A 25,785-nucleotide genomic window follows, 5' to 3' on the forward strand; every position below is an offset into this window, starting at 1 on the left:
TGTAACCGCCGCGCAGAGCCAATTGTGGTGTGGCACTTGAGAAATTACGCGATCTCGCCGCCGACGAGCCGGCGCTTTCGTGTAGGTGAAGTGTATCCGCGAAATCTGTCAGAAGTTTCATTTTTGCTGACGAGGAGGTGAAGTCCGATGACGGCTACCCAGGATCGTGAAGATCTCTTGGCCGAGCTCAGCGGACAGAACAAGGCAACCATCGGTGCCGTGCTCGGCACCGGCACGATCGCCAAGGCGACCGAGCGTCCCGACGGGACGATGGAAGGGACCATCCGGATCCCGGAGGACGCGATGGCGTGGGAGCCGGGGGTGCTGATCATGCCGCACGCCGGCATCCTCGAACTGACGATCATCAACGACGACAAGAACACCCACGCCTGCCTGCTGCCCAGCAACGGCGACCGGCAGTTCATCGGTCTGCTGAACCACTCGAAGGGCAGCGCGACGCTCGAGCTGGACGGTCCGGGCTGCTACTGGTACGGCTCGCCGGCCGGCAACGACGAGGGTCGCGGCCTGCAGGGCGCCATCGTCGTGTCCGGTGAGGTTCCGCCGGAAGCCAAGCTCGACCGACCCGCCCAGCCCCGGCCGTAGAAAGGCAGGACTCGCCATGACCCTCGAATACATCGACGCCGGTAAGGCGTTCAACCACAACAAGCTCTCGAACCTGCCGCACAGCGCGCCGGACGTGACGCGCGGCGTCAACTACGAGCGCATCCTCGACGCGCGCAACGAAGCCCAGAACTGGCTCACCTACTACGGCGACTACGACGGCAAGCGGCACAGCCTGCTCGACCAGATCAACGTCGACACCGTCAAGAACCTGAAGGTCGCCTGGATCCACCAGGCGAGCGCGACGGGGATGATCGCCTCGACGTCGACCTACGCCTTCGAGGCCAGCCCGCTGATGATCGACGGCGTCATGTTCGTCACTGGCTGGGACGGCTGGCTCTGGGCGCTCGACGCCAGGACCGGCGAGCAGCTGTGGCGCTACAAGCACGCGATCCCGATCGACGTGACCCTGTGCTGTGCCAACGTCAACCGCGGCTGCGCGGTGGCCAACGGCAAGGTCTACATGGTGACCCAGAACGCCCAGCTGGTGGCGCTCGACGCCACCACCGGCCAGAAGGTCTGGCAGAAGACCATCGGCGACGTGCGCGCGGGAGAGAGCGCTTCCATCGCTCCGCTGGTCATCAAGGACACGCTCATCACGGGTTCCGCCGGTGGCGAGTACGGCGTCCGCGGTCACATCGACTGCTGGGACCTGGAGACCGGCGAGCGGCGCTGGCGCACCTACACCGTGCCGAAGCCGGGTGAGCCCGGCTCGGAGACCTGGCCAGCCGACGGCGAGGCCTGGCAGCGCGGCGGTGCGAACCACTGGGTCACCGGAACGTTCGACCCCGACCTGAACCTGTACTACGCGGGCACCGGTAACCCGGCTCCCGACTTCGACGGCGAGGTCCGTGAAGGGGACAACCTCTACACCGACAGCGTGGTCGCGCTGGACGTCGACACGGGCGAGATCAAGTGGCACTACCAGTTCACGCCGCACGACCTGTGGGACTACGACTCCACAATGGAGATGACCCTGTTCGAGCGGGACGGCAAGAAGCTGCTGGCCCACTTCGACAAGAACGGGTACATGTTCGTCCTCGACCGCACCAACGGCGAGCTGCAGCACGTCACGCCGTTCGTCGACCGGATCGACTGGGGCGTCATCACCCGCGACGGCAAGGTGACCCCGCGCAAGTACCCGGACAAGGAAGGCGAGCCCTGCCACTTCTACCCCGGCCCCGCCGGTGCGAAGGAGTGGACGCACGCCTCGTACAACCCGGAGCACGACCTGTTCTACGTTCCGGTCGCCGACGTGGGCGCCACGGCCACCCGCCGTCGTCGCGAGTTCAAGGAAGGCATGCCCTACTGGGGTGCCGCCGTCGAGGTCGACGTCGACAACATGGCCGGGTCGGTCAGCGCGTTCGACTCCCACGGTGAAGAGAAGTGGCGCTACCGGCTCCCATTCCCGATGGCCGCTTCGACCCTGAGCACCGCGGGCAACCTGGTGTTCGCCGGCACGCCGGCGGGCGAGTTCATGGCGCTGCACGCCGAGACCGGTGAGAAGCTCTGGAGTTTCCAGTGCGGTAGCGGTCACCACAGCAGCCCGTCGACCTGGTCCCTTGACGGCAAGCAGTACATCTCGGTGCCGGTCGGCTGGGGTGGCTGGCTCGAAGGCATCGTCCCCGGCATGTCCGGCCAGGGTCACGGTGCCGCGCTGATCACGTTCTCCCTGTGACAACGAGTGCACCACTGATGCGAGACCCGGGGTGACATCCCGACAGTCCCCCTTCCGCCCGTCCGGTGATCGAGGCCTCTCGATCACCGGGCGGGCGCCTTCGCGCGCGCAGGAAAGCCGCGCACCCCGGTCAAGGGCAAACAGCGAAAGGTGACGTGATGAGCCAGTCGTCGATCCCCCAGCAGGACAACGAAATCGAGCGCCTGCCGTGCTTCAACTGCGGGGATTCCTACGAGTCCGGCGATCTCGCACGGCACACCGAGCCGGTGCACTGCGGGCCCTGCATCTCGTGCGTCGACCGGCCCGCGTGCTTCACCTGCCGGCTCATGTACTGCGTGTGCGAGGTGCACAAGTACCGGGGCTGAGGAGCCCCGGTCGGGGTCAGCGCAGGTCGAACCGGTCGAGCTCCATGACCTTGACCCAGGCGGACACGAAGTCCCGCACGAACTTCGCGCCGGCGTCCTCGCTCGCGTAGACCTCCGAGAGCGCCCGCAGCTCGGAGTTCGATCCGAAGATGAGGTCGACCCGGCTCGCGATCCACTTCACCTCACCGGTGCCGCGGTCTCGGCCTTCGTAGACCACCGTCCAGATGTCCGCGTTCCGCCTCGGCGCCCACTCCGTCCCCAGGTCCAGCAGGTTGACGAAGAAGTCGTTGGTCAACGTCCCGGGCGCCGAGGTCAACGCACCCAGCGGGGACCGCCGGTGGTTGGCTCCGAGCACGCGCAACCCGCCGACCAGCACGGTCAGCTCGGGCGCGGTCAAGGTCAGCAGGTTCGCCCGGTCCACCAGCAAGTGCTCCGGCGACATCCAGAAGCCGTCGCCGAGGTAGTTCCGGAAGCCGTCGGCAAGGGGCCGCAACGCATCGAACCACTCGACGTCGGTCCAGTCCTGCGTCGCGTCGGTGCGCCCGGGGCGGAACGGGACGTCGACGACGTGGCCGCCGGCCGCGGCGGCGTGTTCCACCGCGGCACACCCGCCGAGCACGATCAAGTCGGCCATCGAGATCCGTGTGCCCGACGGCTGCGAGGCGTTGAACCGCTCCCGGATCGCCTCCAGCACGGGCAGGACGACATCCAGCTGCTCGGGCTCGTTGACCGCCCAGCCGCACTGCGGCTCGAGCCGCAGCCGCGCCCCGTTCGCGCCACCTCGCTTGTCGCTGTCGCGGTAAGTCGACGCCGAGGCCCACGCCGTCGAGACGAGCTGCGCGACCGTCAGGCCCGATTCGAGAAGCTCGCGCTTGAGGGCGGCGACGTCGTCGGCGCCCACGAGCTCGTGGTCCGGCTCCGGCACCGGGTCCTGCCAGATCAGCCGCTCGGCCGGGACGAGCGACCCGAGATAACGCTGGATCGGGCCCATGTCGACGTGCGTCAGTTTGAACCAGGCCCGCGCGAACGCGTCCTCGAACTCGTCCGGGTGCTCCAGGAACCGCCGGGAGATCCGCTCGTAGGCCGAATCCTCCTGCAGGGACAGGTCCGTGGTGAGCATGACCGGGTGGTGCTTCTCGTCCGGGTCGTACGGGTCCGGCACGGTGCCCTCACCCTGGCCGTCGGCCGGGATCCATTGCCACAGCCCGGCCGGGCTGAGCTCGACGTCCCACTTGTACTCGAACAGCGTCTCGAAGAACGTGTGATCCCACGTGACAGGCGTGCGCGTCCACATCCCCTCCAGCCCGCTGCTCGTGGTGTCGGGGCCCTTGCCGGTGCCGTGTTCGTTCGCCCAGCCCAGGCCTTGCGCGGTGAGCGGCGCGGCTTCGGGGTCGGGGCCGAGGTGCACGGCCGGGTCCAGCAGCCCGTGGGTCTTTCCGAAGCTGTGGCCGCCGGCGATCAGCGCGACCGTCTCCTCGTCGTTCAGGCCCATCCGCCGGAACGTCTGCCGGATGTCGCGGGCCGCGAGTACCGGGTCGGGGTTGGTGGCGGGGCCCTGCGGGTCGACGTAGATCAGGCCCATGTCGCTGGCCGCCAGCGGCTCGTCGAGGTCACGGCGGCCGCTGTGCCGGTCGTCCGCCAACCACTTGCGTTCCGGCCCCCAGTACGTCTCGTCGGGCTCCCACACCTCGGCCCGGCCGCCGCCGAAGCCGAAGGTCTTGAAGCCCATCGACTCCAGTGCCCGGTTGCCGGCGAAGACCATCAGGTCCGCCCAGGAGATCCCGCGCCCGTATTTCTTCTTCACCGGCCACAACAACCGGCGCGCCTTGTCCAGGTTTCGGTTGTCGGGCCAGCTGTTCAAGGGGGCGAAGCGTTGCATCCCGGCGCTCGCACCGCCTCGGCCGTCGCTGACGCGATAGGTACCCGCCGCGTGCCAGGCCATGCGCAGCACGAGCGGGCCGTAATGCCCGAAGTCGGCGGGCCACCAGTCCTGCGAGGTTGTCAGCACCTCGTCGACGTCACGCGCCAGCTCGTCGAGGTCCACCGTCGCGAACTGCTCGGCGTAGTCGAAATCCGGGTCCAGCGGGCTGTCGGCGGGTTGGTTGCGGTGCAAGGTCCTCAAGTCGATGCGGTGCGGCCACCAGTCGTTGGGGTTGCCGCTCGCCGTGGGGTGGTTGCGCCGCCGAGCCGGCCGCGACTCTTCCAGGACCCGGTCGTAAGTGCGGTAGACGTGGGTATCGGGATTCTCCGGCATGGCTGTCCTCCCCCGGCCGCGTCGATCAGTCGAAGACCAGCGGCAGCAGGATCGCCGCGCCGAGCAGCGAGATGCCGCAGAGCAAGTCGGCACGAACGCGGATGACCTTGGCCGCCATCTTCCCGACGAAGAGCCCGACGAACGACATGATCATCGTCATGACACCGAAGGCCACCATGGGGACGATGAGGGAGAACCCGGCGATCCCCAGACCGGCGCCCGCGACGAAATTGTCGATGCTCAGCGAAAGCGGCATGCCGAAGAGCGTCACCCACGGGTGGTCCAGGTCTTCCTCCGCCGGCTCCGGGTTCCGGATCGCTCCGACGATGAAGTAGATGCCGTACAACCCGAGCGCGGCCGCCCCGACGTAGTCCGCCCAGTCTCCGAGGAAGTCACCCAGGAAGTGCCCGATCAACCCGCCCAGCAGCGGACTCACGGCATCCCACACTCCGAAGACGACGGCGACCTGCACGGCGCGACGCCAACCGAAAGGAATGGTTCCGATAGCGATCGACGAGCGGAAATTGTCGAGACTGAGCCCGAAGGCAAGCGCTATCAGCGGAAGAAATTCAAGAGACACCTGAACCACCTCAACAGATCAACCAGGGTTCACCGGGGAGGGAGACTGTGAATATCAGCCTGTTCTCGACAGGGGGTTTTGCTACTTTCCGCGGGTGCCGCAAGGCCCCGGCGCGATGGATTCACTCGCTCCGGGGCCTTGCGTCAACACAGAGGTAGCCTGGCCGCGGATTTCAGCCCTCTGCCGCGGCTACGAGAAATCAAGCGACACGGGCCGTGGAGCCCGGCTGTCAGGCCCGGTAAAAGTAGCCGGTGGCCTCAGCGCACACCTCGACGACCGTGTACTCCGGAGTTTCCCACTGCATGTTTTCCTCCTCAGCTGTTGGCTGCGCCCGGCGACTGAGCCAAAACCGGACATCCGTGATCCGCGCAATTTCGCGAACAACGTCGCGAAATTTCGCGGTCATGAAACAGCATCTTGGATTTAACGTAGGTGTCGCAACCGACCTTGAACCAGTGGTCGGGAACCGGTGTCGAACGGCGCCCTGAGGCCGACGAGTGGAGGAGGCACGCTCACCGACGGCACGCGGCACGACACCCGGCCGTCCCACCAAACACCCCTACGACCTGCGAGAACGTGGTCCCGAGCAGCTGGACCGACACCGGTGCCGCGGCGGCGGGCATCACCTGGCCCCGCCGGCAGACCCCGCTGTGTCGAAGCCCGTTCTCGGACATACTCCAGCACCAGAGTACGAGTCAGCGGGCGCGGACGTCAATCGTCCCCATCAACGATCCCAATGCCGTCCCAGCGAATAACGAAGCACCGATTCACAAATCCGGAATTAGACTGCTCACGTGCGAATCTACCTTGGCTCCGATCACGCCGGACTCGAACTCAAGAACCACTTCGTCAAAAGGCTCACCGACCTCGGCCACGAGGTGATCGACGTCGGCCCCGCGACCTATGACGCGAATGACGACTACCCACCGTTCTGCGTCGAGGCGGCGCAGCGCGTGGTCGCCGACGAAGGCAGTCTCGGTCTCGTCATCGGCGGTTCCGGAAACGGGGAACAGATCGCCGCGAACAAGGTGCCCGGCGCCCGCGCCGCGCTGACCTGGAACGAGGACACGGCGAAGCTGGCCCGGCGGCACAACAACGCACAGCTGGCCGGCATCGGCGCCCGGATGCACACCGTCGAGGAGGCCGAGCGCATCGCGGACGCGTTCCTCGGCACCGAGTTCGAGGGCGGCCGCCACCAGCGCCGGATCGACTTGCTGGCCGACTACGAGCGCACCGGTGAACCGCCCGCGCTGCCAGGACAGTGACGTGAGGGGCCGCGCCGGGGAGAACCGGCGCGGCCCTCACGAACGCTTTCACAGCAACCAGGTCACCGGGCTTCATCGAGCCGGCGGAGTCCGAGCTGTCGTTCGATCTCGTCCCACCGGCCGTCGTCGTCGGAGACCGCACGACCGGCGTCGCGAGCGGCCCACGCCGTGATGACGACGGACCGCAGCGCTTGGCCGTCGTCACCGCCGTACGGCATGCGGGGGACGGCGTCCGGCCCGAGGTCGACGAGGTGCTCGGGCGAAGTGGCGGACAACCGCAGTGCGGGCGCGAGCAGCCCGCTCAGATCGGTGGCGACATACGTCGGACGCGCGGCTCGCTCGGCGAAGGCCAGGTCCCGCAGCCGCGACGCCCCGGTCAGGACGAAGAGCGAGTCGAGGCCGGCCGAGTTGGCGCCCTCGATGTCGGTCTCCAGCCGGTCCCCGCACACCAGGGTGTCCGGCCGATCGGTCCCGAGCCGGGAGCGGGACAGGTCGAACAGGGCGGCCTGCGGCTTGCCGACGACGTGGGGCGCCGCGTCGACCGCCGTCTGCACCAAGGCGACCAGCGCGCCGTTGCCGGGCGCTTCTCCGTACGGCGTGGGCAGCGTGAGGTCGACGTTCGTGGCCACCCAGGTGGCTCCGGCCCCGACGAGGTAGCCCACCGCCGCGAGCTCGGTCCAGGTGACGTCGGATCCCAGCCCCTGAACCACGGCTTCGACCGGCCTGCCGCTCAGATCCGCGACGCGGACCGGCGTCAAGCCGGCTTCGGTGAGTGCCTGGGCGACGCCCGGGCCGCCCACCGCACACACCAGCGCACCCGGCACCAGCCGCTCGGCCAGGTACGCCGCGGCCGCCTGCGAGCTGTTGACGACCGACCAGCGCCGCGGTGCGATCCCCAGCCCGCGCAGGTGGTTGCCCACGTCTTCGGGAGGGCGCGACGCGTTATTGGTCGCGAACACGACCGGGACACCGTCCGCCGTCACCCGGTTCAAGGTCTCCACCGCACGGGGGACCGCGTCCGCACCGCGGTAGACCACGCCGTCGAGATCGCAGATCAGTCCGCGGTAGCGCGTGATGAGGGGCTCGGCCCGGACGGACGTCGTGGTGTCCCCGGTCATGCGGATCGGTGTTGGGTCTTGACGATCCGCGCCGTTTCCGGCTGCGAACACAGCACAATGGACTGTGTCGTGGTCCGGCCGGCGTGCTGCTGCACCCCGCGCAGCACCTCGCTGCCGGTCACCCCGGTGGCGCAGAACAGAATGCGCTCGCCGCGGACCAGGTCCTCGGTGTGGAGAACATCGTGGCGGGTGCCGGAGTCGTCCGACCGCAACCGCGCCTGCACGGACCCGCCGAGGCAGGACAGGGCAGCCGCGGCGATGACCCCCTCCGCCGCGCCCCCGGTGCCCAGCAAGACGTCCACCGGGCTCTCCGGACGGGCCACGGCGATCGCACCCGCGATCTCGCCGCCCTCGATCAGGTGCACGCGCGCACCCGCGTCGCGGATTTCGTGCACGAGCTCCCGGTGCCATGGCCGGTTGAGCACGGCGACGACGACGTCCGAAACCCGGCCGCCCTTGGCCGAGGCGACCGCTCGCAGGTTCTCGGCCACCGGGCGGTCGAGCTCGACGACGCCGGCGCACTCGGGCCCGACGACCAGCTTCTCCATGGCGACATCCGGCGGCGGGTCGAAAAGCGCACCACGCTCGGCCACCGCGACCGCCGCGAGCGCGTTCGGCACGTCTCTGGCCACGGAAAGCGCGCCGTCACCCGCGTTGATCGCGACGTCGCAGGCCGGCCCGGCTCCGGTGCCGACCTCTTCGCCCTTGATCAGTCGTTTCCCGTCCTCGCCGAGCACCACGACGCCACGCATCGGCACCGACCCGATCACGTTGTGCATCGCCTCGACGGCGGCGGCCTTGCCGCTGATCTCGTCACCATGCCCGACCCACCGGCCGGCCGCGAGCGCGGCGGCTTCGGTGACCTGCACGAGTTCGAGCGCAAGGGCGTGATCGAGTCCGTCGACTCCGGTGGCCCATTCCTTGGTTTTCATGAACCTCAATCCCCTCGGACTGGTCGGTGAAGGGTGTGCTGTCGTGAACACCGAACCGAGGGCGACCGGACCGGCAGACCACCTCGCCGTTCCGGTCGCCCCCTTCAAGGAGGCGCCGGCCGCCGGCACCGCGGACGGCCCCCCGGCTCGAACGCTCAGCGGGCGGCGGCGTTCGCGACAGCTCGGTCGGAGAGCACCTGCTGGGCGGCGGCCCGCTTGCCCTCGTCGCCCCGCCACGCCTCCAGAGCCGGCCCGACCAGTGCCCGGCCGAAGGAGTACGTGAGCTCCCAGGGCAGCGGATCGAGCTTCTGCATCGCTCCGAGGTGCTGGGTCGCCACCTCCGGGCGTTGCCCACCGGAAAGGAAGGCGATGCCCGGCACGGACGCCGGCACCGTCGCGCGCAGAGTGTCCACTGTGGCCTTGGCGACATCGGCGACCGAGGGCCGATCCGAGCTGCCCGCTCCGGCGACGACCATGTTGGGCTTGAGGACGATGCCGTCGAGCTGCACCCGCATCAGGTCGAGCTCCTCGAACAACACCTCCAGCACCGACGTCGTCACCTGCCGGCACTGGGCCAGCGAGTGGGAACCATCCATCAGCACCTCGGGTTCCACGATGGGCACCAGGCCGCCTTCCTGGCAGAGGCCCGCGTACCGCGCCAACGCGTGCACGTTCGCGTGCACCGCGCGCTCCGACGGCACGTTGTCGCCGATCGTGATCACCGCGCGCCACTTGGCGAACGTCGCTCCGCCTCGCACGTAGGCCGCGACTCGTTCACGCAGCCCGTCGAGCCCTTCGGTGATCTTCTCGTCGGAGGCGCCCGCCAACGGCTTCGCCCCGGTGTCGACCTTGATCCCGGCCAGAATCCCGAGATCGTCGAGGAACTCCGGGAACGTACGTCCGTTGGTCAATTTCTGGTGGAACGTCTCGTCCGCGAGAATGACGCCGCTGATCGATTCGGCGAGCCGGGGGGTCGTGACGATCAGCTCGCGGTAGACCCGGCGGCTTTCCTCGGTCGGCTCGACCCCCACCTTCTCCAGGCGAGAAGACATCGTCCCGATGCTCTCATCGGCAGCGAGAATACCGCGCCTGTTGGAGACGAGCGTGCGCGCGATTTTATTCAGTGCTGACATCTACCTTGCTCCTCCTGAGTCTCGACCGACGTTGACCGTCGTCTTACGTTTTGGTGGTGGTTTTCGCGACCGCGAGCCGACTGCCTTTGACTTTCTGCCCAGGCACGAAAACCGGCATCGGACTGCCTTTCGACGCTGCGATCTCCACCAGTTCCCGCGCGTACCCCGGGAGATCCCGGCGCTCACTCCACGCCGCGTAGATGGGTTTCGCCGGCATTTCCTGGTCGACTGCCACCAGGTGCAGCCGGCCTTCCGCGAGTTCGGACCGCACGGTCGAAATGTTCAGCACGGTCACCCGCTGGCTCGTCGCGACCGCTTGCTTGATCGCGGCGCTGGAGGGAAATTCGACGTAACTGCGCGGGGTGCGGGCAGTTCCCAGCAGCTCATCCGTGAACTCCCGGAGTCCTGAGCCGCGCTCGCGCAGGACGAGTGGCGCGGATGCCAGCTCCCGCACCGTCAGGGGACGGGTCCTCCTGGCCCACGGGTGCTTCGCGCCGACCACCACGGCCAGCATGTCGTCGCAGATGTAGCGGGTGACCATGTCGTCGCCGAACTGCTTCTGCACGTGGCTTCCGGCCTGGCACCAGCCATCGATGAACGCGAGATCGACGTGGCCCGCCCGGATCAGCCGGCGGAGCTCGTCGATGCTGCCGGTCTGCACCTCCACCCGGGCCTCACCGAACGAGAACCCGGACCGGTTCAGCCATTCAGGGATCAAATGCTCGGAGACGGCCGGGCTGCCCGCGACCCGCAGCCGTTTCGCATCGGCGGACGGAGCCCCGGATCCGAACTCCAGCAACTCCCGCGCGGCGCTCATCACGTTGCGGGCGTACTTCGCCAGCATTTCCCCGTCCTCGGTGAGCTTCGAACCGGTAGGAGAACGCTCCAGCAGCCGAAGACCCAGACGGCGTTCCATCGCGCTGATCCGGATACTGGCGGCCGGCTGCGAAAGACTGTGCGCTTGAGCGGCTTTTCCCACGCTGCCATAACTTTCCACTGACAGCAGTAAATCGAGGTCGGCGAGCTGAGGCATCTTTGACGGAAGAACCACGTTTCCACCTCTCGCTCCGCAGAAAAGCAGTTGTCGGCTACACCGGCGGCTCCCGGTGTGCAACGAGCGTGCCCGGCCCGGATTGCGTGGTCAATCTGTTGAGCACGAACGCGCACTGTGCGGACATGAACGGTGTGCACCGCGCCACATACGGACGTTCGGGGTAATCGGGCGGCGGCGAAGAGGCCGTGAACTGCACCCGTTCGGCAATCTCAACACGGCGAACGGCCGGTAGTCAAGGGACTCGTGTTCCCCTTCGTGGCAGCCCCGACACCGTTCGTCCTGGATTCACGGCCATTCGTTCGACCTGGCTTGCCGCAATTTCCACGCGCCGACCATAGTTCGGCGACGAAGTTCCGTGTTTCGGGACGCAGCTGCTTTTCCCGGACAGTAACAGTTCCATTCCCTTTCTCGCCATCGCGGCGGTCGGCCGGCACCCGCGGGCGGGACTCCTGCTGGCGCAAGGTTCCGGCCTGCACAGAGCACCGGGGCCTTGCGCCATCCACCTCGCTTCCACCTCAGCGCGCCGCGTCGCACGCCCGCGCGGCCCGCATGAGCGCCAGTTCGGTCCGCTCCTCGCGGACGACCTTACGCACGTTTTCGGGGAGCAATCCGTTCTCCAGCAAGCGATCCGTGCGGGCCAGCACGGCGTGCTCGTCGGTGGTGAACCGCGGGTACAGCCCCCGCGCGAACGCCAGCGCGGACTCAGCCTCGCCTGCGCCGCTCTCCAACGCCCGCAGGTAGCGGTCCGCGTACGGGGTGAGCAGCGCCTCCTGCCCCGGTTGCCGCAGCCCCGCCATGACGGCTTTCCGTTCCGCGAGCGAGAAACCCTCGCCGACCACCCGCGTCCAGGCCTCTTCTTTGGCGGCCCGCGTGGGACGCGCGGCTTCTGCCGTCAAGGCGTTGCGGCGGCCGCCGTCCCCCGGATCGGCTTCCCGTGCGACGCGCAGCAGTCCGTCGACGTCGCCTCCGGTCGAGGCCAGGCGGACCGCTGCCCGCCACCGCAGGTCCTGATCCACTTCCAGGTCCGGCCACGGCGACCGGCCGCGCACGAGGTCGCTCAGCAAGCCGTGGTCCTGGCCGACACCGACGAGAGCTCGGGCGAGAACCAGCCGGCGGTCACTGCCGAGCGCGGCGGCGGCCAGCTGCGCGCGCACCCGGCGCGCGACGGCTTCGAGCAGCCGGTCCCGGTCGAGCGGGTCTCCGTAGAGCTCGACCGCTCGCACCGCACGTTCCACCAACGCTTCCAGCACACCGACATCGCTCTCCCGGACGCCGTGGGTGAGCACGGCCGCCGCGTAGCTGCGTGCCGGCAGGCGTGCGTCGAGCACGTCGTCCCACAACGCTCCCCAGACGACTGCCCGCGCCCGCCGATCATCCAATGTGGACAGACTCCGCAGGGCCGTCCGCCGGGACCGCGGGTCCAGCCTGACCTTGACGTGGCGCACCGCGTCGTCGTTGGGCACGAGCAGGTCGGCGCCGGCGACGGCACGGTCACCCTCACGGGGACCGAGTGACACGTGCGCGCGGTGCCGCAGCAGCAGCTCGCCCTCGCGTTCGTCAAACGCGGCGACCCGCAACGTCAAGTGGCGCGGCCGAACCTCCGGATCGGGAAGCTGGACCAGGCGGCCGCGAGCCACCTCGACCGTGTTGACCCCGCGGCGCAGCAGCCACTCGTCGACCCACCGGTCCACGTCCTCGTTCGACAGCTTCCGAAGCGCGGCCACGAAATCATCGAGGTCGGCGTTGCCCCACGCGTGCGTCCGCAAGAAGGTCCGCACGCCGGCGACGAACGTTTCCCAGCCCACGCGCGAAGCGAGGTCGTGGAGCACCGCCGCGCCCCTCAGGTAGACGATCGGCCCGAGATTCGACCGCGCGGCGGCGGTGTCGGCGGTTTCCACCCGGATCGCGTGGGCCGTGGGCAGCCGGTCGGCGTGCCGGGCGGCCGGCAGGGCGTGGTGGGCGAACGCGGTCCAGCCTTCCCCGTACGGCGTCGCTTCGGCCTGCGCGACGACGGCCATCATCGTCGCGAAGGCCTCGTTCAGCCACAGGTCGTCCCACCAGCGCATCGTCACGTAGTCGCCGAACCACATGTGCGCCATCTCGTGCAGCAGGACCTCGGCGCGTTTTCGCCGCGCTTCCGCGGTGACCCGGTGCTGGAACACGAACCGCTCGTTGAGCGTCACGCAGCCCGGGTGTTCCATCCCGCCGAACGCGTACTCGGGCGCGAAAACGTGGTCGTACTTGGTGAACGGGTACGGCAGGTCGAACAACCGGCCGTAGAAGTCGAGCCCGCGCCCGATCACGTCGAAGAGTTCGGGCGCGTCGCGAGTGAGCTCCTCGAAGAGCGAGCCACGCGCGTACAGTGCCAGCGGCACGGCGCGGTGGCTGGACCGCAGCCGCCGGAACGGGCCGGCGGCGAAAGCCACCAGATACGGCGGCAGCGGTGGCGTACGGCCGAAGCGCCACGTCGAACGATCGCCGACCGGCGTCGGTGGTTCCTCGGGGTCGGTGTTGGCGACCACGACCCAGCCGGCGTCGGCGATGACAGTCAGGTCGACCGTCGCCTTCAGATCGGGCTGGTCGAAGCACGCGTACACCTGGTGCGCCGCGAAAGGTTCGAACTTCGTGTGCACGTAAACCTGGCCGTCGAGCGGATCCTCGAACCGATGCAGCCCCTCACCGGTTCGCGAATACGCCGCGAAGCCGGCCACGCGAACGGTGTTCCCGCCGGTGCGCACGGCCAGCCGGATGCGCGTTCCTTCGTGCGCGTCCGGCCCCAGCTCACGGCCGTTGCACTCGACCGACTCGACCTGCCCCGCGAAGTCGAGGAAGACGAACGCATCCCCGGACCGAGCCTGGAAGCGGACCACCGTGCTCGTCGCGAACTTCCGCGCACCGACGGTCAAGTCGAGCTCCACCGCGTAGTGGACGTCGAAAATCTCGGCCGAACGCGCTGCCGCCTCGTCCTGCGTCAGCTTGTCACCGGAGGCGACCCGGCCGTCGAACGGCATCCGTCAGGGCCGGTGCGCCGACACCGTCGGGCGGCGGTAAACCAGCTTTTCGCGGAGCTTTTCACCGTCGGTCGGGACATCCTCCTGGTTGGCGCGAACGAGAGCGTCCTGCACCAAGTGGTGGTCGGGCGAGTGCATGCACACGGGATCGGTGCGCGCCGCGTCACCGGTCAACGCGAACGCCTGGCACCGGCAGCCGCCGAAATCGAGCTCCTTGCGCGGGCAGCTCTGGCACGGGTCGGGCATCCACTCCGTTCCGCGGTAGGCCTGGAACGCCTCGGACTTCTCCCAGATCCACGCGAGATCGTGGTCGCGAACCGAGGAGAAGGTCATCGTCGTGATCTCCGCGGCCACCGGGCACGGGTACACGGTGCCGTCCGGCGCGACGGTCAGTGCGTTCTGCGCCCAGCCGCCCATGCACGGCTTCGGGTAGGGCTCGTAGTAGTCCGGAAGGATCCAGAGGAGTTCCATGCTCTCCCCCAGCTCGGCCTTCCGGCGTTCGTAAACACCGACCGCGTCGTCGAGCTGGGCCTTGGTCGGCATCAGCAGATCACGGTTGCGCAGGGCCCAGCCGTAGTACTGGGAGTTCGCGAGCTCCAGCCGCTCGGCGCCCCACGACACGCAGACATCGATGATCGCGTCCAGCCGCGGCAGGTTCATCCGGTGCAGGACCACGTTCATGTTCAACGGCAGGCCGGCGTCGCGGATGATGCGTGCGGCGGCCTCCTTCTTGTCGAACCGCTTGCTCGCCGCGACCAGGTTCGTCGACTCGGCGGCGTCGCCCTGGATGCTCAGCTGCGCGCTGTTGAGGCCGGCCTCGACAAGTGATTTCGCCCGGCTCTCCGTGAGCCCGAGGCCGCTGGTGATCAGGTTCGTGTACAGCCCGAGGCGACGGCATTCGGCGACCAGCGTCTCCAGATCGCCGCGAACGAGGGGTTCACCGCCCGAGAAGTGCACCTGCACGACCCCGAGCCCAACCGCCTCGTTGATCACCCGCAACCAGTCTTCGGTGGTGAGCTCGTCCTGCCGATCCAGCAGCTCCAACGGGTTCGAGCAGTAGACGCAGTGCAACGGGCACTGGTGCGTGACTTCGGCCAGCAGGCCGTACGGCTGCGGCGCGCCGTTCATGAGACCACCACCCAACCCCGTCCGCGGGCATCCTGGAGGAACGTCATCACGTCGTTCGCGAGATCGGCGGCCGCGAAGTCCTGCTCGAGCTGGTCGACCAGCTGCCGCACGGTCCGGCTGCCGTCGCACAGCCCCAAGATCGCCGCCCCGGACTTGTTCAGGAGCACGACCCGCTCCGGCAACAGGAGCAGCTCCACGTCACGGACGTTGTCGTGCTTGAGCATCGCCTTGGTCGCCAGCTTCGGGATGGCCGTCAAGTCGGATTCGTCCATCACGAACTCTTGCTGTACGCGAGTTCCACGGCATCCAGCAGGCTCCACAGGACGTCACACTTGAACTCCAGGGCTCGTGCGCACGCGTCCTGCTGTTCCTTCGACTTCGCGTGGTTGAGCACCAGTTCGAGCAGGTGTGCGATGTCCTTGGGCTGCTGGGTGAGCCGCGCCCGGAAGTACTCAAGGCCTTCCGAAGCGATCCACGGGTAATGGTGCTGCACGTCGGTGATCCGCCGGCTGAGCAGATCCGGCGCGAACAGTTCGGTCAGCGCCGACGCCACGGCCTCCAGCCACGGCTTCTGGCGGCAGAAGTCCACATAGGCGTCGACGGCGAACCGCACTCCGGGAAGCACCGTGTCGGTGTCGAACAACGCTTCGCGGCTCAGGCCGACAGCCGCGCCGAGGCGAATCCACTTCTCGAGACCGCCCTCTGCGCCCGTTCGCCCGTCATGGTCGATGATGCGCTGGATCCACTGGCGCCGATCCTCCCGGCCGGGGAGCTTGGTCAGGATGAACGCGTCCTTCTTGGGCAGGTTCATCTGGTAGTAGAAGCGATTCCGCACCCAACCCCGGAACTCCTCCTCGGTCAGCGTGCCCGAGTGCATCCGCTCGTTGAACGGGTGCAGATGGTGGTACCGCTTTTCTCCGATGGACCGCAGGTGCGCCTCGAACTCCTCGGCAGACCACGGGTTCATACTTCCACCTCCAAGCCGGCTCGGCCGATCTCGATGCCCAAGTCCGTCACCCAACGCCGTTCCGGGGACTCTTCGTCGAGAATCGGGTTCGTGTTGTTGATGTGCGTGTAGATCTTTCGCTTCGCGGGAAGTGCGGCCAGCGCGCGGGCCGAACCGTCGTCACCGCTGACGGGCATGTGGCCCATGGAGCGCCCGGTCCGGCTTCCCGCACCCTGGCCGGCCATTTCGTCGTCCGTCCAGAACGTGCCGTCCACGAAGACGCAGTCGGCCGACGCCACCTGCTCGGAGAACTTGTCGTCCCACTTCGGCAGCGTCGGCGCGTACACCGCGATCCCGCCGGTCACCTTGTCTTCCAGGCGGTAGCCCACCTCCCACTCCGACGACGGGCCACGAAGCCGGGACTCCCCGATGTAGCGCGGCGCCTTGGAACCGGTCAGGAACGGGGTCACGCGCACTCGATCGTCCAGATCCAGCGGCTTGCCGACCTCGACCTGGGACCAGGTGAAGTCCGCGTAGTCGCTGAGCAGTTCGCGGATCGGGAACCACAGGGTCAGTGCCTCCAGCACGGGGTATGTCCCGTACACCGTCAGCGAAGACCCTTCGCGCAGCATCAGCAGACCGATCGTGTGGTCGAACTCCGCGTCGGTTAGCAACACACCGGCAACCGGCGTCTTCCTGACCTCCGGGCCGGGGTGCAACGAGGGATCCGCCGCGATCTGGTGGTGGACGTCCGGGGTCGCGTTCAGCAGGAACCACTGCTCGCCGTCTCCGGAAACCGCGATCCCGGCGTGTGTCGTCGCGCCTTCAGGCTTGGCCCGGGCCTTGCGGCAGCCGGCACAAGCGCAATTCCACTGCGGATAACCGCCACCAGCCGCGGCTCCGAGGCAATGTATGAACACAGTACGAAAACAATCCGTCAATACCGGCGCGGGCCGGCGTCGGAGCACGCGTCGAGCAGCGCGAAATAAGGCGTTTGCCACCTCATGGCGTCCTCCCTCACATTCGACCCCGACAACGGCCGGATAAACTCAGGCACCGTTGCCCGTCAAGGGTTCGACCAGGGCGGCTTTCTGGTAACGTCGCCCTGAACTCGGCTTGTCTTTTCCCAGCTTCTTCGCCCTCGCCTGGCCTGGCAACCAATCGCGAACGACCGGCACCGAATCATGGACGAACGGCCGCCGCGCCACCACGAGCGGACTGCCGCGTCCACGGCGGTGCGGCCAGTGCCGAGCAACCCGCCAAAAACAGCCTGTGACCTGCTGTTGTTCGATGATCGGGCAGGCGATCGCACAGCACGAAGCCGAGGCCCGAGGTCGATGACGGCCGCCTCGGGCCACGGCCGGCGACGCGGCTCGACCGGTCGATGGGTGGGTATTTGTTGTGCGCATTGGGGGATTGTGTTTTTGCATGTGGTGGAGTGTTGCCGGTTTTCGGGTGGGTGAGGATTGTTGTGGGGGCTATCGGTTGGTTGGTCGGCGGGTTCGCCGTCGGTGGGTTGTGAGGAGATCGTTGTGCGGTTGCAGGTGGCGTTGGATGTGTTGGATCTGCCGGCGGCGTTGACGTTGGCGAATCAGGTGGCTGAGCATGTGGACATTTTGGAGTTGGGGACGCCGTTGGTGAAGTCGGCGGGGATCGCGGCGGTGAGTGCGATCAAGGCGGCTCATCCGGACAAGCTGGTGTTCGTGGATTTGAAGACCGCGGATGCGGGTGAGCTGGAAGCGGCGCTGGCGTTCGAGGCCGGCGCGGACCTGGTGACGGTGATGGGCGCGGCTGATGACGACACCGTGCGCGGTGCGGTGGCGGCGGGTCGTAAGTACGGCAAGCAGGTCGTGGCGGACATGATCACGGTGGTGGAGGGCCGGGTCGCGCGGATCCGGGAGGTCTCGAAGCTGGGTGTGTCCTTTGTGGAGATCCACGCCGGTCTGGACGAGCAGGCCCGCCCCGGTTACACGATCGACACCCTGCTGGAAGACGGCCGCCTCGCCGGTGTCCCGTTCTCCATCGCGGGCGGCATCAAGATCGACACCATCGCCGCGGTCCGCGACGCGGGTGCGACCGTCGCCGTCGCCGGGGGTGCGATCTACAACGCCGCCGACCCGGGTGCCGCAGCGAAGGAACTCAAAAAGCGCGCCACCGCCTGACCGGCCGCGTCGGGAGACTTGACGAGAGAAGGGAGTCCGCGTGAAAGGCAAACAGTCAGGTGCTCGATCCGATCGGGCACCAGCTGCGCACAATACGTACTGCGCCTTGCTGATGCAGGCCGCGGGGGTGCTGCGGCTGCGCTACGTGCAGTGCAGCCAGGACACCAGCCTGTCCCCGACCGCGGCGACCGAGCTGGCCGCCGTCTTCGAGGGAATCGCCAAGGGGCATCCCGACTTCGACCAGATCGATCCCAAAGAGGCGATCGCCTTGGCGCACCGCCTGATCGACGACGACCACCCCGAGCTGTCAGGAATGTGGCCCAGAACCCAGTGAAGCGGTTCTCCCCCATCGGGAGATCACCCGGCGCGGCCCGCTCAGTCGCAGGCGGTCGTCACGGCGCAGTTCGATCCGCCGGGTCCGCCGCTTCGCCCTGGCGCCGGTGACCCGGCTCGGTGTGGAAAGCGGGTTGTGCCACCGCGTCTCCGCGTCCGGCCGATCACCGACGAGTCCGCCGCTTCGGCCCGGAGCCACTGACCCAGCTCGGACGGAAAGCGGGTGGCGGCACCGCGTCTCTCACTCCGGCTGGTCCGCCGCTTCAGCTCGGAGCCGGTGACCAGCTAGGCGGAGAAAGCGGGTGGTCCCACCGCGTCTCTCCATCGGCCCGATCGCCGACAGGTCCGCCGCTTCAGCCCGGAGCCGGTGACCAGCTCGGCTCGGAAAGCGGGCGGTGCCACCGCGTAACCCCGTCCGGCCGATCTCGGACCACCGCCCAGCCTGACCGCACTCGAGGATCATTCGCAGCTCAACGAGGAGTACACGATGTCCACTGATGTTGCCACCGAAGTCGAAGCCCCTGCCCAAACCGCACCCGTGGGCGACCCCGGCATGATCGGGCTGCCCACCTTCATCGTCGGCACGATCGCGCTCGGCCTGGTTCTGACCGGGTACGTCCCGGCCAGTGCCGTCGGCGCCTCGATCGCCATCATCCTGCCCGCGACGGGCCTTGGCCAGTTCGTCGCCGCGGTGTGGGCGCTGTCGCTGGGCCAGAACGCCGTCGCCTCGGTGTTCGGCATCTTCGCCGGGTTCTGGTGGAGCTACTCGGCGCTGGTGCTCGGCCTGACCCACAACTGGTTCGGCATCACCTCGGACGCGGCCATCGCCACGCAGGGCATCTTCCTGATCGCCTGGCTGATCACGATCGTCCTGCTGACCCTCGGCACGCTGCGGCTGCCTGCCATGTTCACCGTGCTGTTCGTGCTGATCGACCTCGCCGTGGCCCTCGTGCTCTACGGCACGGTGGGCGACGCCCCGGGCGCCTCCACCGCCGGCGGTTACGTCTGCTTCGTCTTCGCCGCGGTCGGCGTCTACCTGTACCTCGGCGCGATGTCCGCCGCGACGGGCGGCAAGGGACTGCCGCTGGGCCGCCCGGTGCTGACCTGAGTGACCCCGGGCGGGCGTGACTCTTCGCCGCCCACCCGCGGTGGTCGACGGACCACCCCGAGCAGACCCCGCCTGGACACGGCCCCGGGCGGGGTCTGCTCCGTGCGCGGGGTCCCCCTGAGTGAACCGGCCCTGGCTACTGAACAAAGCCCGGACAGCAAGAAGCCCGCCGTCTCCGGCGGGCTTCTTGGTACTGCTGTCTCAACCAGACGTGCGCCCGAAGGGATTCGAACCCCTGACCTTCTGATCCGTAGTCAGATGCTCTATCCAGCTGAGCTACGGGCGCTTGTTCAGTTGTTAATCTAGCACCTGCCGAAACAGGCACCAGCGGAGGCTCCGGGATTTGAACCCGGGAGGGGGGGTTACCCCCAACCGCATTAGCAGTGCGGCGCCATAGACCAGACTAGGCGAAGCCTCCTGGGCCTTGTCGACCACTGCCCAGATAGCTTACACACCCCCCATTACCCCGCGAAGGCACCCCCCGAAAGTGAAGATCAGCGTTGCAGCAGGCGCCGCAACCAGGGGGAACGGCCGCCGAGGCCCTCGGCTTCGAAGGTGGCCACGCCGACGCGCGGGAGTTCGCGCACGCCGGGGTACACGAGGTACCGCGGGACCCACCGCGGCTGGAACTTGGCGTTGAAGCGGTACAGGCTCTCGATCTGGATCCAGCGAGAGAAGAAGTGCAGGACCTTTGCCGAGATACGCGCCACAGGACCCGCGCCGATGCGTTGCCCCTGTTCCATCAATGACCGGAACGCGGCGAAGTTCAGAGAGACGTGGTCGATGTCGTGCTCGTGCGAATAGACCAGCAACTCCGAGATCATCAGCTCGTTCACGCCGTTGTCGGCCGAACGGTCCCGCCGCATCACGTCGAGCGACAGGCCCCGCCCACCCCACGGCACGAACTGCAGGACGCCGCGTACGCGTCCGCCCTGTTCGGCCGTCACGATCACCGCGCCGGGGTCGCCCATGCGGCCCAGGGCCATCGAGAAGCCGCGTTCCGTCTCGGTGCCCCGCCACGCAGCGGCCAACAGCACCAGCTCGTCCAGCTCCCCCGGCCGCAGGTCCTCCGCCCGCCGCACCAGCACCTTGTACCCCGCCCGGCGCGTCCGCGAAGCCGCCTGGCGGACACCGCGCATGATACGGCCCTCCAGCGTGAAGCCGGCCGTGTCGACGATGGCCTCGTCGCCGATCTCCAGCACCTCCAGCCCGAAGCGCGCCCACACCGTCGCCCCGAGCTCCGACGCGCCCATCGCCGCCGGCACCCACGCGTTGCGCTTGCAGATCTCCAGGTACTCCTCGATCGCGCCGGGCCACGCCTCGTGGTCGCCCAGCGGATCGGCCGACGTCAGCGCAACGCCGGCGATCACGCGGTACGTCACAGCCGCCTTGCCCGTCTTCGAGAACACCGCGAACTTGTCACGCCGCAGCGCGAAGTAGCCCAGCGAGTCGCGGTCGCCGTGCTCGGCCAGCAGGGCCTGCAGGCGCGCCAGCTCGTCGTCCGACAGCTCCGGCGCGGGCTCCGCCGAACGCAGCAGGAAGTACGCGGACACGAGCACCGCCGCGATGCTGAACAGCAGCCCGATCGCCGCCGACAGGTCCTCCAGCCACGCGCCGTGGAACACGGCGGGACCGCTCACGCCCACCAGCGCCAGCCCGGACTGTGAAAGCCGGCCGGGGAAGCTCAGCGGCTCGAGCATCCGCCCGGACGCCACCGAAAGCAGCACCACGTTGATCACGAACCCCGCCAGCACCAGCTGCAGGAACACCCGCACCGCGCGCCAGCGGCCCGTGGTCGGGTCCGGCTCCGCGACGAAGTAGCGGCGGTTCACGATCAGCCCGACCAGCAGCACCACCGACACCACGCCCGCGCCGAACACGTGCCGCAGCCCCAGGTGTGACAAGGTCAACAACACCGCGAAGCCGACCGCGAGCTGCCACGCCCGGCGCTTGCGCCGCCGCAGTCCCGCCGCGAGCATGATCAGCAACACGCCCGTGACCACGGCCACGGTCGCCGCCGCGACGGTCGCCCCCGGCGGCAGCTCCAGCCACTCGGCCAGGTGACCACGCAGGTTACGGCCGGAGGGAACCACCACGGAAAGTAGTGTCAGCAGGCCGGCGAGCCTGGTCACCCAGGTGATCGCCTTGACGGTCGTCACGCCCGCCACCTGCCAGCTGTGCTGCGCGCGTGTCCCCGTCACCACGCGTGCAACACGTACGGCCCAGCCATGCTTCCCCCTGCTTCGTCACCGCCCGGCGAGCTCCCCCGCGAGCTCCGTGAACGGGGCCAACGCGGCCGGGTTGGCCAGCGCGTCCCTGCTCACAGCCCTCTCCGGCGCGACTCCGGAGAGTATCTTCTTCACCGGCACCTCACACTTCTTACCGTTCAAGGTACGGGGGATTTCGCCGACCACCACGAACCGGTCGGGAACGTGGCGCGGTGACAGAGCGCTACGAAGCTCCTTCCGCAGCTTCGGCTCCACGTCGGCAAGATCCACACCCGGCGCCAGCACGAGGAAACACAGCAGCTGCCCGTCGTCGTTGCCGACCGCGGAAGTGTCCACGACCAGGGAGTCGGCGACCTCGTCGAAACCCTCCACCACGCGGTAGAACTCCGCCGTGCCCATGCGCACGCCGCCGCGGTTGAGCGTGGAGTCGCTGCGGCCGTAGATCACCGCGGAGCCGCGCGGGGTCACGCGGATCCAGTCGCCGTGGCGCCAGACGCCGGGGTACATGTCGAAGTACGCCTCGTGCAGCCGCGTGCCGTCGGGGTCGTTCCAGAAGAACACCGGCATCGACGGCATGGGCTCCGTGATCACCAGCTCGCCGACCTGGTCGACCAGCGGATAACCGGCCTCGTCGTACGACGCGACGGCCGCGCCCAGCGCCCGGCACGATAGCTCCCCCAGCCACACCGGCACGTCCGGCGACGCCGCCACGAACGCCGCGCACAGGTCCGTGCCGCCGGAGACAGAGCAGATCTGCACCGCCTTCCCGATCTTGTCGGCAATCCACCGGAAGCCCTCGACCGACAGCGGCGCACCCGTGGAACCCAAGGCGCGCAACGCACTCAGGTCGTAACGCGCCGACGGTTCCAGCCCCGCCTTGAGGCAGCTCTGGATAAACGGCGCCGACGTGCCGAAGTACGTGATGCGGTGCTGCTCGGCCAGGTGCCACAGCACGTTGAGGTCCGGGTGGCCGGGGCTGCCGTCGTAGAGGACGATCGTGGACCCGACGAGCAGGCCCGAGATGAGGAAGTTCCACATCATCCAGCCGGTGGTGGTGAACCAGAAGAACCGCTCGCCCGGCCCGAGATCCGCTTGCAGGGAAAGGGCTTTGAGGTGCTCGACGACGATCCCGCCGTGCCCCTGCACGATCCCCTTCGGCAAACCCGTGGTGCCGGACGAGTACAACACCCACAGCGGATGCCCGAACTCCACCGGCGCGTACGCCAGCTCGGTGCCGGCGTGCTCGGCGAGCAGCGCGTTCCAGTCGAGGGCGCCGTCAACGGTCCCGCCACCCACGTATTTCACGAGAACGGTCGCGCTCAGCGACGGGATGTCGGCACTCAACCGCTCGACCGTGGGAGTGACGTCGAACTCGCGGCCGTTGTAGGCGTAGCCGTTCACCGCGATGAGCACCTTCGGCTCGATCTGCGTGAAACGGTCGGAAATCGCGCGCACGCCGAAGTCCGGTGAGCACGACGACCAGATCGCGCCCAGCGACGCCGCCGCCAGGAACGCGACGAGCGTCTGCGGGCAGTTCGGTGCCAGCGCCACCACCCGGTCGCCCTTCGTCACGCCCAACGCCTTCAGCGCTCCGCGCGCCGCGGCGACCTGCGCGCGAAGGTCGCCGTACGTGAGCTGCTCGGCGAAGCCGTCTTCGCGGTGGAAGATCACGGCGAGCTCGTCGTCGCTCTTCGCCGCGCCCGCGACACCCGGGCTGAGCGCGTGTTCCGCGTAGTTCAGCGTGCCGCCGTCGAACCACTTCGCGTTCGGCATCGCGCCCGAGAGGACCTCTCGCGGCTTCTCGTGCCAGCGCACGCCGGAGAACTCGGCGACGGCCGCCCAGAATTCAGGCACGTGCTCCACGGAGTAGCGCCAGAGCGAGTCGTAGTCGTCGACCTCCACGCCGCGTTCTTCCCGCAGCCACCTGCGGAACGCTTCGATGCGAGTGTCGGACACGCGGCTCGGGTCGGGTCGCCAGAGCACTTCGGGAACATCGGCAGTCTGGGTCACCCGCCGATGTTAACTGCGGCTAACCACCCCGGCCACCGTCTTGTCTCTGGCCTGTCTTCGGTCTACCGCAGGTGCGCGTCGAACCAGTCCAACGTGCGCTGCCAGGCTTCCTCGGCCGCGCTGGGGTCGGCGTCGAAGCGGTGGTTGGCGCCCGGGTAGCGCACGACGTTCGTGGCCACCCTCGCCGACGCCGCCGCTTCGCGCAGCTGCTCCACCTCGGCGCCGCCGGCTTCGTCACCGGCGTCGCCGTACATGCCGAGCCACGGGCTGGTCAGGTGGCCCGCGATGTCCAGCAGCCGCGGCAGCTCCGTCACGCGCTGGCCGCCCACACTCACCGCCGCGCCGAGCCGGCGGTGCGACGCGACCACGAGCGCCGCCGTGCCACCCAGGTCGAACCCGACGACGCCGCGCAGATCGGCCTCCACACCGTGCTCGACCAGCCATTCGAGTGTGATGTCCGTCGCGTCGAGGAGGTCCTGTTGCGTGAGCTTCTCGCCGCCGTCGATGTGGGGCGTGACGGTGAGCCAGCCTTCGTTCGCCAGGCTCGCGACGAGCAGCACCACACCGTCGGTGACCCCGTCGCCTTCGTGCAGGACAACGAGGCCGCCGCGGATGGCACCGTCGGGCTCCGCGAAGGTGAGGCGCAGCGCGCGACCGTCGGTACGCTGGTAATCCACGGTGCTCGTCGACGTCATCACCTCATGCAATCACCTCCGGGTGAACATTGGGAACCTTTGTGGATCCGACGTCGCGAGATACGGTGGCCAGGCCATCCCGTTTGACCCGAGGAGTACCGACGATGCCGTCCCTCGCACCGCGCCCCGACCTCGATTCGTTGCCGAAGTACGTCCCCGGCCGGACGATCCAAGGCGCGATCAAGCTCGCGAGCAACGAGGTGCCAGGCGGCCCGCTGCCCAGCGTGCGCGCCGCCGTCACCGACGCGATGGCCGACGTCAATCGCTACCCCGACAGCGGTTCCCACGCCCTGCGCGAACGCCTCGCTCGTGACTTGGACGTCCCCATCGAGCACCTCGCGGTCGGCTGCGGCTCGGTTTCCTTGTGCCAGCAGCTCATCCAGGCCGTCTGCGGCCCTGGCGACGAGGTGATGTTCGCGTGGCGCTCGTTCGAGGCGTACCCGATCGTCACGCAGGTCGCGCACGCTCAGTCGGTCAAGGTGCCACTGACCTCCGGGCACGGGCTCGACCTCGACGCCATGCTCGCGGCCATCACCGACCGCACGAAGCTCATCTTCGTCTGCAACCCCAACAACCCCACCGGCACCGTGCTGACGCACGACGAGCTGGAGCGCTTCATCGACGCCGTGCCGCCCCACGTGCTGGTGGTGCTGGACGAGGCCTACAAGGAATTCGTCACAGATATTGACGTGCCGGACGGCGTGGAAATCGCGCGTACCCGGGAGAACGTGGCGGTGCTGCGGACTTTCTCGAAGGCCTACGGGCTGGCCGGCCTGCGGGTTGGCTACGCCGTGGCTTGCGCTTCAATCGCGGAGGCGCTTCGCCAGGTGTACGTGGCCTTCTCGGTGAACGCCATCGCCCAGGTCGCCGCCATGGCTTCGCTGGACGCCGCCGACGAGCTCATGGAACGCTGCGCCGAAATCATCTCCGAACGCGACCGCGTTCGTACAGCGTTGGTTTCCATGGGCTACGAGATTCCGGTTACTCAGGCCAATTTCGTGTGGTTCCCACTGGGCGAGCGCACGGTCGCCTTCTCCGAGCACATGCTGGACCGCAAGCTGATCGTGCGCCCGTTCCCGGGCGATGGTGCTCGCGTGACCATCGGGACCCCGGAGGAGAACGACCTGTTCCTGGCGGCCGCCCGGGAGTTCCTGGCGTGATCTT

Annotated in this window: 23 protein-coding genes and 2 tRNA genes; 8 read left to right on the forward strand and 17 right to left on the reverse strand. The window is 68.2% G+C overall.

Annotated elements, in window-relative coordinates; all coding sequences use genetic code 11:
* Window positions 1–147 precede the first annotated feature (147 nt).
* The 3 genes from AB0H62_RS05150 to AB0H62_RS05160 all read left to right on the forward strand — a co-directional run bounded on the left by AB0H62_RS05150 (window position 148) and on the right by AB0H62_RS05160 (window position 2,664).
* A complete protein-coding gene (locus AB0H62_RS05150; protein WP_220245701.1) occupies window positions 148–603 on the forward strand; it encodes an MSMEG_3727 family PQQ-associated protein in 456 nt (151 codons plus the stop codon).
* 16 nt (window positions 604–619) lie between these two features.
* Window positions 620–2,299 (forward strand): PQQ-dependent dehydrogenase, methanol/ethanol family, encoded by a 1,680-nt coding sequence (locus AB0H62_RS05155; protein WP_220245700.1) that lies wholly within the window; start codon window positions 620–622, stop codon window positions 2,297–2,299.
* A gap of 158 nt (window positions 2,300–2,457) precedes the next feature.
* The gene (locus tag AB0H62_RS05160) at window positions 2,458–2,664 is read left to right on the forward strand and encodes a recombination activating protein 1 (protein ID WP_360584217.1); all 207 of its coding nucleotides are present in this window, start codon (window positions 2,458–2,460) and stop codon (window positions 2,662–2,664) included.
* Between the two features lie 16 nt (window positions 2,665–2,680).
* Here the strand turns inward: AB0H62_RS05160 and katG are convergent, their stop codons facing one another.
* The 3 genes from katG to AB0H62_RS05175 all read right to left on the reverse strand — a co-directional run bounded on the left by katG (window position 2,681) and on the right by AB0H62_RS05175 (window position 5,904).
* Window positions 2,681–4,918 (reverse strand): catalase/peroxidase HPI, encoded by a 2,238-nt coding sequence (gene katG / locus AB0H62_RS05165; RefSeq protein ID WP_360584219.1) that lies wholly within the window; start codon window positions 4,916–4,918, stop codon window positions 2,681–2,683.
* 25 nt (window positions 4,919–4,943) lie between these two features.
* On the reverse strand, window positions 4,944–5,507 hold the full coding sequence (locus AB0H62_RS05170) for a manganese efflux pump (RefSeq protein WP_255638592.1): 564 nt from the start codon (window positions 5,505–5,507) through the stop codon (window positions 4,944–4,946).
* A gap of 220 nt (window positions 5,508–5,727) precedes the next feature.
* A complete protein-coding gene (locus tag AB0H62_RS05175) occupies window positions 5,728–5,904 on the reverse strand; it encodes a hypothetical protein (RefSeq protein WP_220245697.1) in 177 nt (58 codons plus the stop codon).
* A gap of 388 nt (window positions 5,905–6,292) precedes the next feature.
* On the opposite strand from AB0H62_RS05175, the gene AB0H62_RS05180 reads away from it, so the two are divergent.
* Window positions 6,293–6,763 (forward strand): ribose-5-phosphate isomerase, encoded by a 471-nt coding sequence (locus AB0H62_RS05180; protein WP_220245696.1) that lies wholly within the window; start codon window positions 6,293–6,295, stop codon window positions 6,761–6,763.
* Window positions 6,764–6,825: 62 nt separating this feature from the next.
* On the opposite strand, the gene AB0H62_RS05185 is transcribed toward AB0H62_RS05180, so the two are convergent.
* From AB0H62_RS05185 to pqqB, 9 genes are all read right to left on the reverse strand, one after another.
* Window positions 6,826–7,881 carry an HAD-IIA family hydrolase gene (locus AB0H62_RS05185; RefSeq protein ID WP_360584222.1) on the reverse strand — a complete coding sequence of 352 codons (1,056 nt, stop codon included), beginning with the start codon at window positions 7,879–7,881 and terminating at the stop codon, window positions 6,826–6,828.
* Entirely contained in the window at window positions 7,878–8,813 is a 936-nt protein-coding gene (locus AB0H62_RS05190; RefSeq protein ID WP_360584224.1) for a fructose-bisphosphatase class II family protein, read from the reverse strand. Before AB0H62_RS05190 ends, AB0H62_RS05185 begins: the two co-directional genes overlap by 4 nt.
* 155 nt (window positions 8,814–8,968) lie before the next feature.
* Window positions 8,969–9,946, reverse strand: coding sequence for a class I fructose-bisphosphate aldolase (locus tag AB0H62_RS05195; protein ID WP_220245693.1), 978 nt, complete (start codon window positions 9,944–9,946; stop codon window positions 8,969–8,971).
* Window positions 9,947–9,989: 43 nt separating this feature from the next.
* Window positions 9,990–10,979, reverse strand: coding sequence for a LysR substrate-binding domain-containing protein (locus AB0H62_RS05200; RefSeq protein ID WP_220245692.1), 990 nt, complete (start codon window positions 10,977–10,979; stop codon window positions 9,990–9,992).
* Between the two features lie 536 nt (window positions 10,980–11,515).
* Entirely contained in the window at window positions 11,516–14,011 is a 2,496-nt protein-coding gene (pepN, locus tag AB0H62_RS05205) for an aminopeptidase N (protein ID WP_360584227.1), read from the reverse strand.
* Window positions 14,012–14,014: 3 nt separating this feature from the next.
* Window positions 14,015–15,139, reverse strand: coding sequence for a pyrroloquinoline quinone biosynthesis protein PqqE (gene pqqE / locus AB0H62_RS05210; protein ID WP_360584229.1), 1,125 nt, complete (start codon window positions 15,137–15,139; stop codon window positions 14,015–14,017).
* Window positions 15,136–15,411 carry a pyrroloquinoline quinone biosynthesis peptide chaperone PqqD gene (gene pqqD, locus AB0H62_RS05215; protein ID WP_220245689.1) on the reverse strand — a complete coding sequence of 92 codons (276 nt, stop codon included), beginning with the start codon at window positions 15,409–15,411 and terminating at the stop codon, window positions 15,136–15,138. Before pqqD ends, pqqE begins: the two co-directional genes overlap by 4 nt.
* Entirely contained in the window at window positions 15,411–16,106 is a 696-nt protein-coding gene (gene pqqC / locus AB0H62_RS05220; RefSeq protein ID WP_220245688.1) for a pyrroloquinoline-quinone synthase PqqC, read from the reverse strand. The genes pqqD and pqqC overlap by 1 nt, the downstream gene beginning before the upstream one ends.
* Window positions 16,103–17,086, reverse strand: a complete 984-nt coding sequence (pqqB, locus tag AB0H62_RS05225; RefSeq protein ID WP_360584232.1) for a pyrroloquinoline quinone biosynthesis protein PqqB — start codon at window positions 17,084–17,086, stop codon at window positions 16,103–16,105. The genes pqqC and pqqB overlap by 4 nt, the downstream gene beginning before the upstream one ends.
* 531 nt (window positions 17,087–17,617) lie before the next feature.
* On the opposite strand from pqqB, the gene hxlA reads away from it, so the two are divergent.
* The 3 genes from hxlA to AB0H62_RS05240 all read left to right on the forward strand — a co-directional run bounded on the left by hxlA (window position 17,618) and on the right by AB0H62_RS05240 (window position 19,688).
* Window positions 17,618–18,247 carry a 3-hexulose-6-phosphate synthase gene (hxlA, locus tag AB0H62_RS05230; protein WP_360584234.1) on the forward strand — a complete coding sequence of 210 codons (630 nt, stop codon included), beginning with the start codon at window positions 17,618–17,620 and terminating at the stop codon, window positions 18,245–18,247.
* A 112-nt stretch (window positions 18,248–18,359) separates the two neighbouring features.
* The gene (locus AB0H62_RS05235; RefSeq protein WP_266118435.1) at window positions 18,360–18,581 is read left to right on the forward strand and encodes a hypothetical protein; all 222 of its coding nucleotides are present in this window, start codon (window positions 18,360–18,362) and stop codon (window positions 18,579–18,581) included.
* Between the two features lie 486 nt (window positions 18,582–19,067).
* On the forward strand, window positions 19,068–19,688 hold the full coding sequence (locus AB0H62_RS05240; RefSeq protein ID WP_220245685.1) for a GPR1/FUN34/YaaH family transporter: 621 nt from the start codon (window positions 19,068–19,070) through the stop codon (window positions 19,686–19,688).
* A 212-nt stretch (window positions 19,689–19,900) separates the two neighbouring features.
* On the opposite strand, the gene AB0H62_RS05245 is transcribed toward AB0H62_RS05240, so the two are convergent.
* From AB0H62_RS05245 to AB0H62_RS05265, 5 genes are all read right to left on the reverse strand, one after another.
* A tRNA-Arg gene (locus tag AB0H62_RS05245) sits at window positions 19,901–19,974 on the reverse strand.
* Window positions 19,975–20,016: 42 nt separating this feature from the next.
* Window positions 20,017–20,106: transfer RNA gene (locus AB0H62_RS05250), tRNA-Ser, on the reverse strand.
* Window positions 20,107–20,182: 76 nt separating this feature from the next.
* Window positions 20,183–21,892, reverse strand: coding sequence for a phosphatidylglycerol lysyltransferase domain-containing protein (locus tag AB0H62_RS05255; protein WP_360584237.1), 1,710 nt, complete (start codon window positions 21,890–21,892; stop codon window positions 20,183–20,185).
* 42 nt (window positions 21,893–21,934) lie between these two features.
* The gene (locus AB0H62_RS05260; protein WP_360584239.1) at window positions 21,935–23,926 is read right to left on the reverse strand and encodes an acetoacetate--CoA ligase; all 1,992 of its coding nucleotides are present in this window, start codon (window positions 23,924–23,926) and stop codon (window positions 21,935–21,937) included.
* A gap of 62 nt (window positions 23,927–23,988) precedes the next feature.
* On the reverse strand, window positions 23,989–24,621 hold the full coding sequence (locus tag AB0H62_RS05265) for a dienelactone hydrolase family protein (RefSeq protein ID WP_220245682.1): 633 nt from the start codon (window positions 24,619–24,621) through the stop codon (window positions 23,989–23,991).
* A 104-nt stretch (window positions 24,622–24,725) separates the two neighbouring features.
* Here AB0H62_RS05265 and hisC point away from each other — a divergent pair, with 104 nt between their 5' ends.
* On the forward strand, window positions 24,726–25,781 hold the full coding sequence (gene hisC / locus AB0H62_RS05270; RefSeq protein ID WP_360584241.1) for a histidinol-phosphate transaminase: 1,056 nt from the start codon (window positions 24,726–24,728) through the stop codon (window positions 25,779–25,781).
* Window positions 25,782–25,785: the final 4 nt, after the last annotated feature.

The organism is Amycolatopsis sp. NPDC050768 (genome assembly GCF_040654155.1).
Classification (GTDB): Bacteria; Actinomycetota; Actinomycetes; order Mycobacteriales; family Pseudonocardiaceae; genus Amycolatopsis.

Bases quoted from the DNA above. Each gene is read 5' to 3' on its own strand.
- AB0H62_RS05150 (WP_220245701.1), top strand. From the start codon at position 148: ATGACGGCTACCCAGGATCGTGAAGATCTCTTGGCCGAGCTCAGCGGA.
- AB0H62_RS05155 (WP_220245700.1), top strand. From the start codon at position 620: ATGACCCTCGAATACATCGACGCCGGTAAGGCGTTCAACCACAACAAG.
- AB0H62_RS05160 (WP_360584217.1), top strand. From the start codon at position 2,458: ATGAGCCAGTCGTCGATCCCCCAGCAGGACAACGAAATCGAGCGCCTG.
- katG (WP_360584219.1), bottom strand. From the start codon at position 4,918: ATGCCGGAGAATCCCGATACCCACGTCTACCGCACTTACGACCGGGTC.
- AB0H62_RS05175 (WP_220245697.1), bottom strand. From the start codon at position 5,904: ATGACCGCGAAATTTCGCGACGTTGTTCGCGAAATTGCGCGGATCACG.
- AB0H62_RS05185 (WP_360584222.1), bottom strand. From the start codon at position 7,881: ATGACCGGGGACACCACGACGTCCGTCCGGGCCGAGCCCCTCATCACG.
- AB0H62_RS05190 (WP_360584224.1), bottom strand. From the start codon at position 8,813: ATGAAAACCAAGGAATGGGCCACCGGAGTCGACGGACTCGATCACGCC.
- AB0H62_RS05195 (WP_220245693.1), bottom strand. From the start codon at position 9,946: ATGTCAGCACTGAATAAAATCGCGCGCACGCTCGTCTCCAACAGGCGC.
- AB0H62_RS05200 (WP_220245692.1), bottom strand. From the start codon at position 10,979: ATGCCTCAGCTCGCCGACCTCGATTTACTGCTGTCAGTGGAAAGTTAT.
- pepN (WP_360584227.1), bottom strand. From the start codon at position 14,011: ATGCCGTTCGACGGCCGGGTCGCCTCCGGTGACAAGCTGACGCAGGAC.
- pqqE (WP_360584229.1), bottom strand. From the start codon at position 15,139: ATGAACGGCGCGCCGCAGCCGTACGGCCTGCTGGCCGAAGTCACGCAC.
- pqqD (WP_220245689.1), bottom strand. From the start codon at position 15,411: ATGGACGAATCCGACTTGACGGCCATCCCGAAGCTGGCGACCAAGGCG.
- pqqC (WP_220245688.1), bottom strand. From the start codon at position 16,106: ATGAACCCGTGGTCTGCCGAGGAGTTCGAGGCGCACCTGCGGTCCATC.
- AB0H62_RS05235 (WP_266118435.1), top strand. From the start codon at position 18,360: ATGCAGGCCGCGGGGGTGCTGCGGCTGCGCTACGTGCAGTGCAGCCAG.
- AB0H62_RS05240 (WP_220245685.1), top strand. From the start codon at position 19,068: ATGTCCACTGATGTTGCCACCGAAGTCGAAGCCCCTGCCCAAACCGCA.
- AB0H62_RS05265 (WP_220245682.1), bottom strand. From the start codon at position 24,621: ATGACGTCGACGAGCACCGTGGATTACCAGCGTACCGACGGTCGCGCG.
- hisC (WP_360584241.1), top strand. From the start codon at position 24,726: ATGCCGTCCCTCGCACCGCGCCCCGACCTCGATTCGTTGCCGAAGTAC.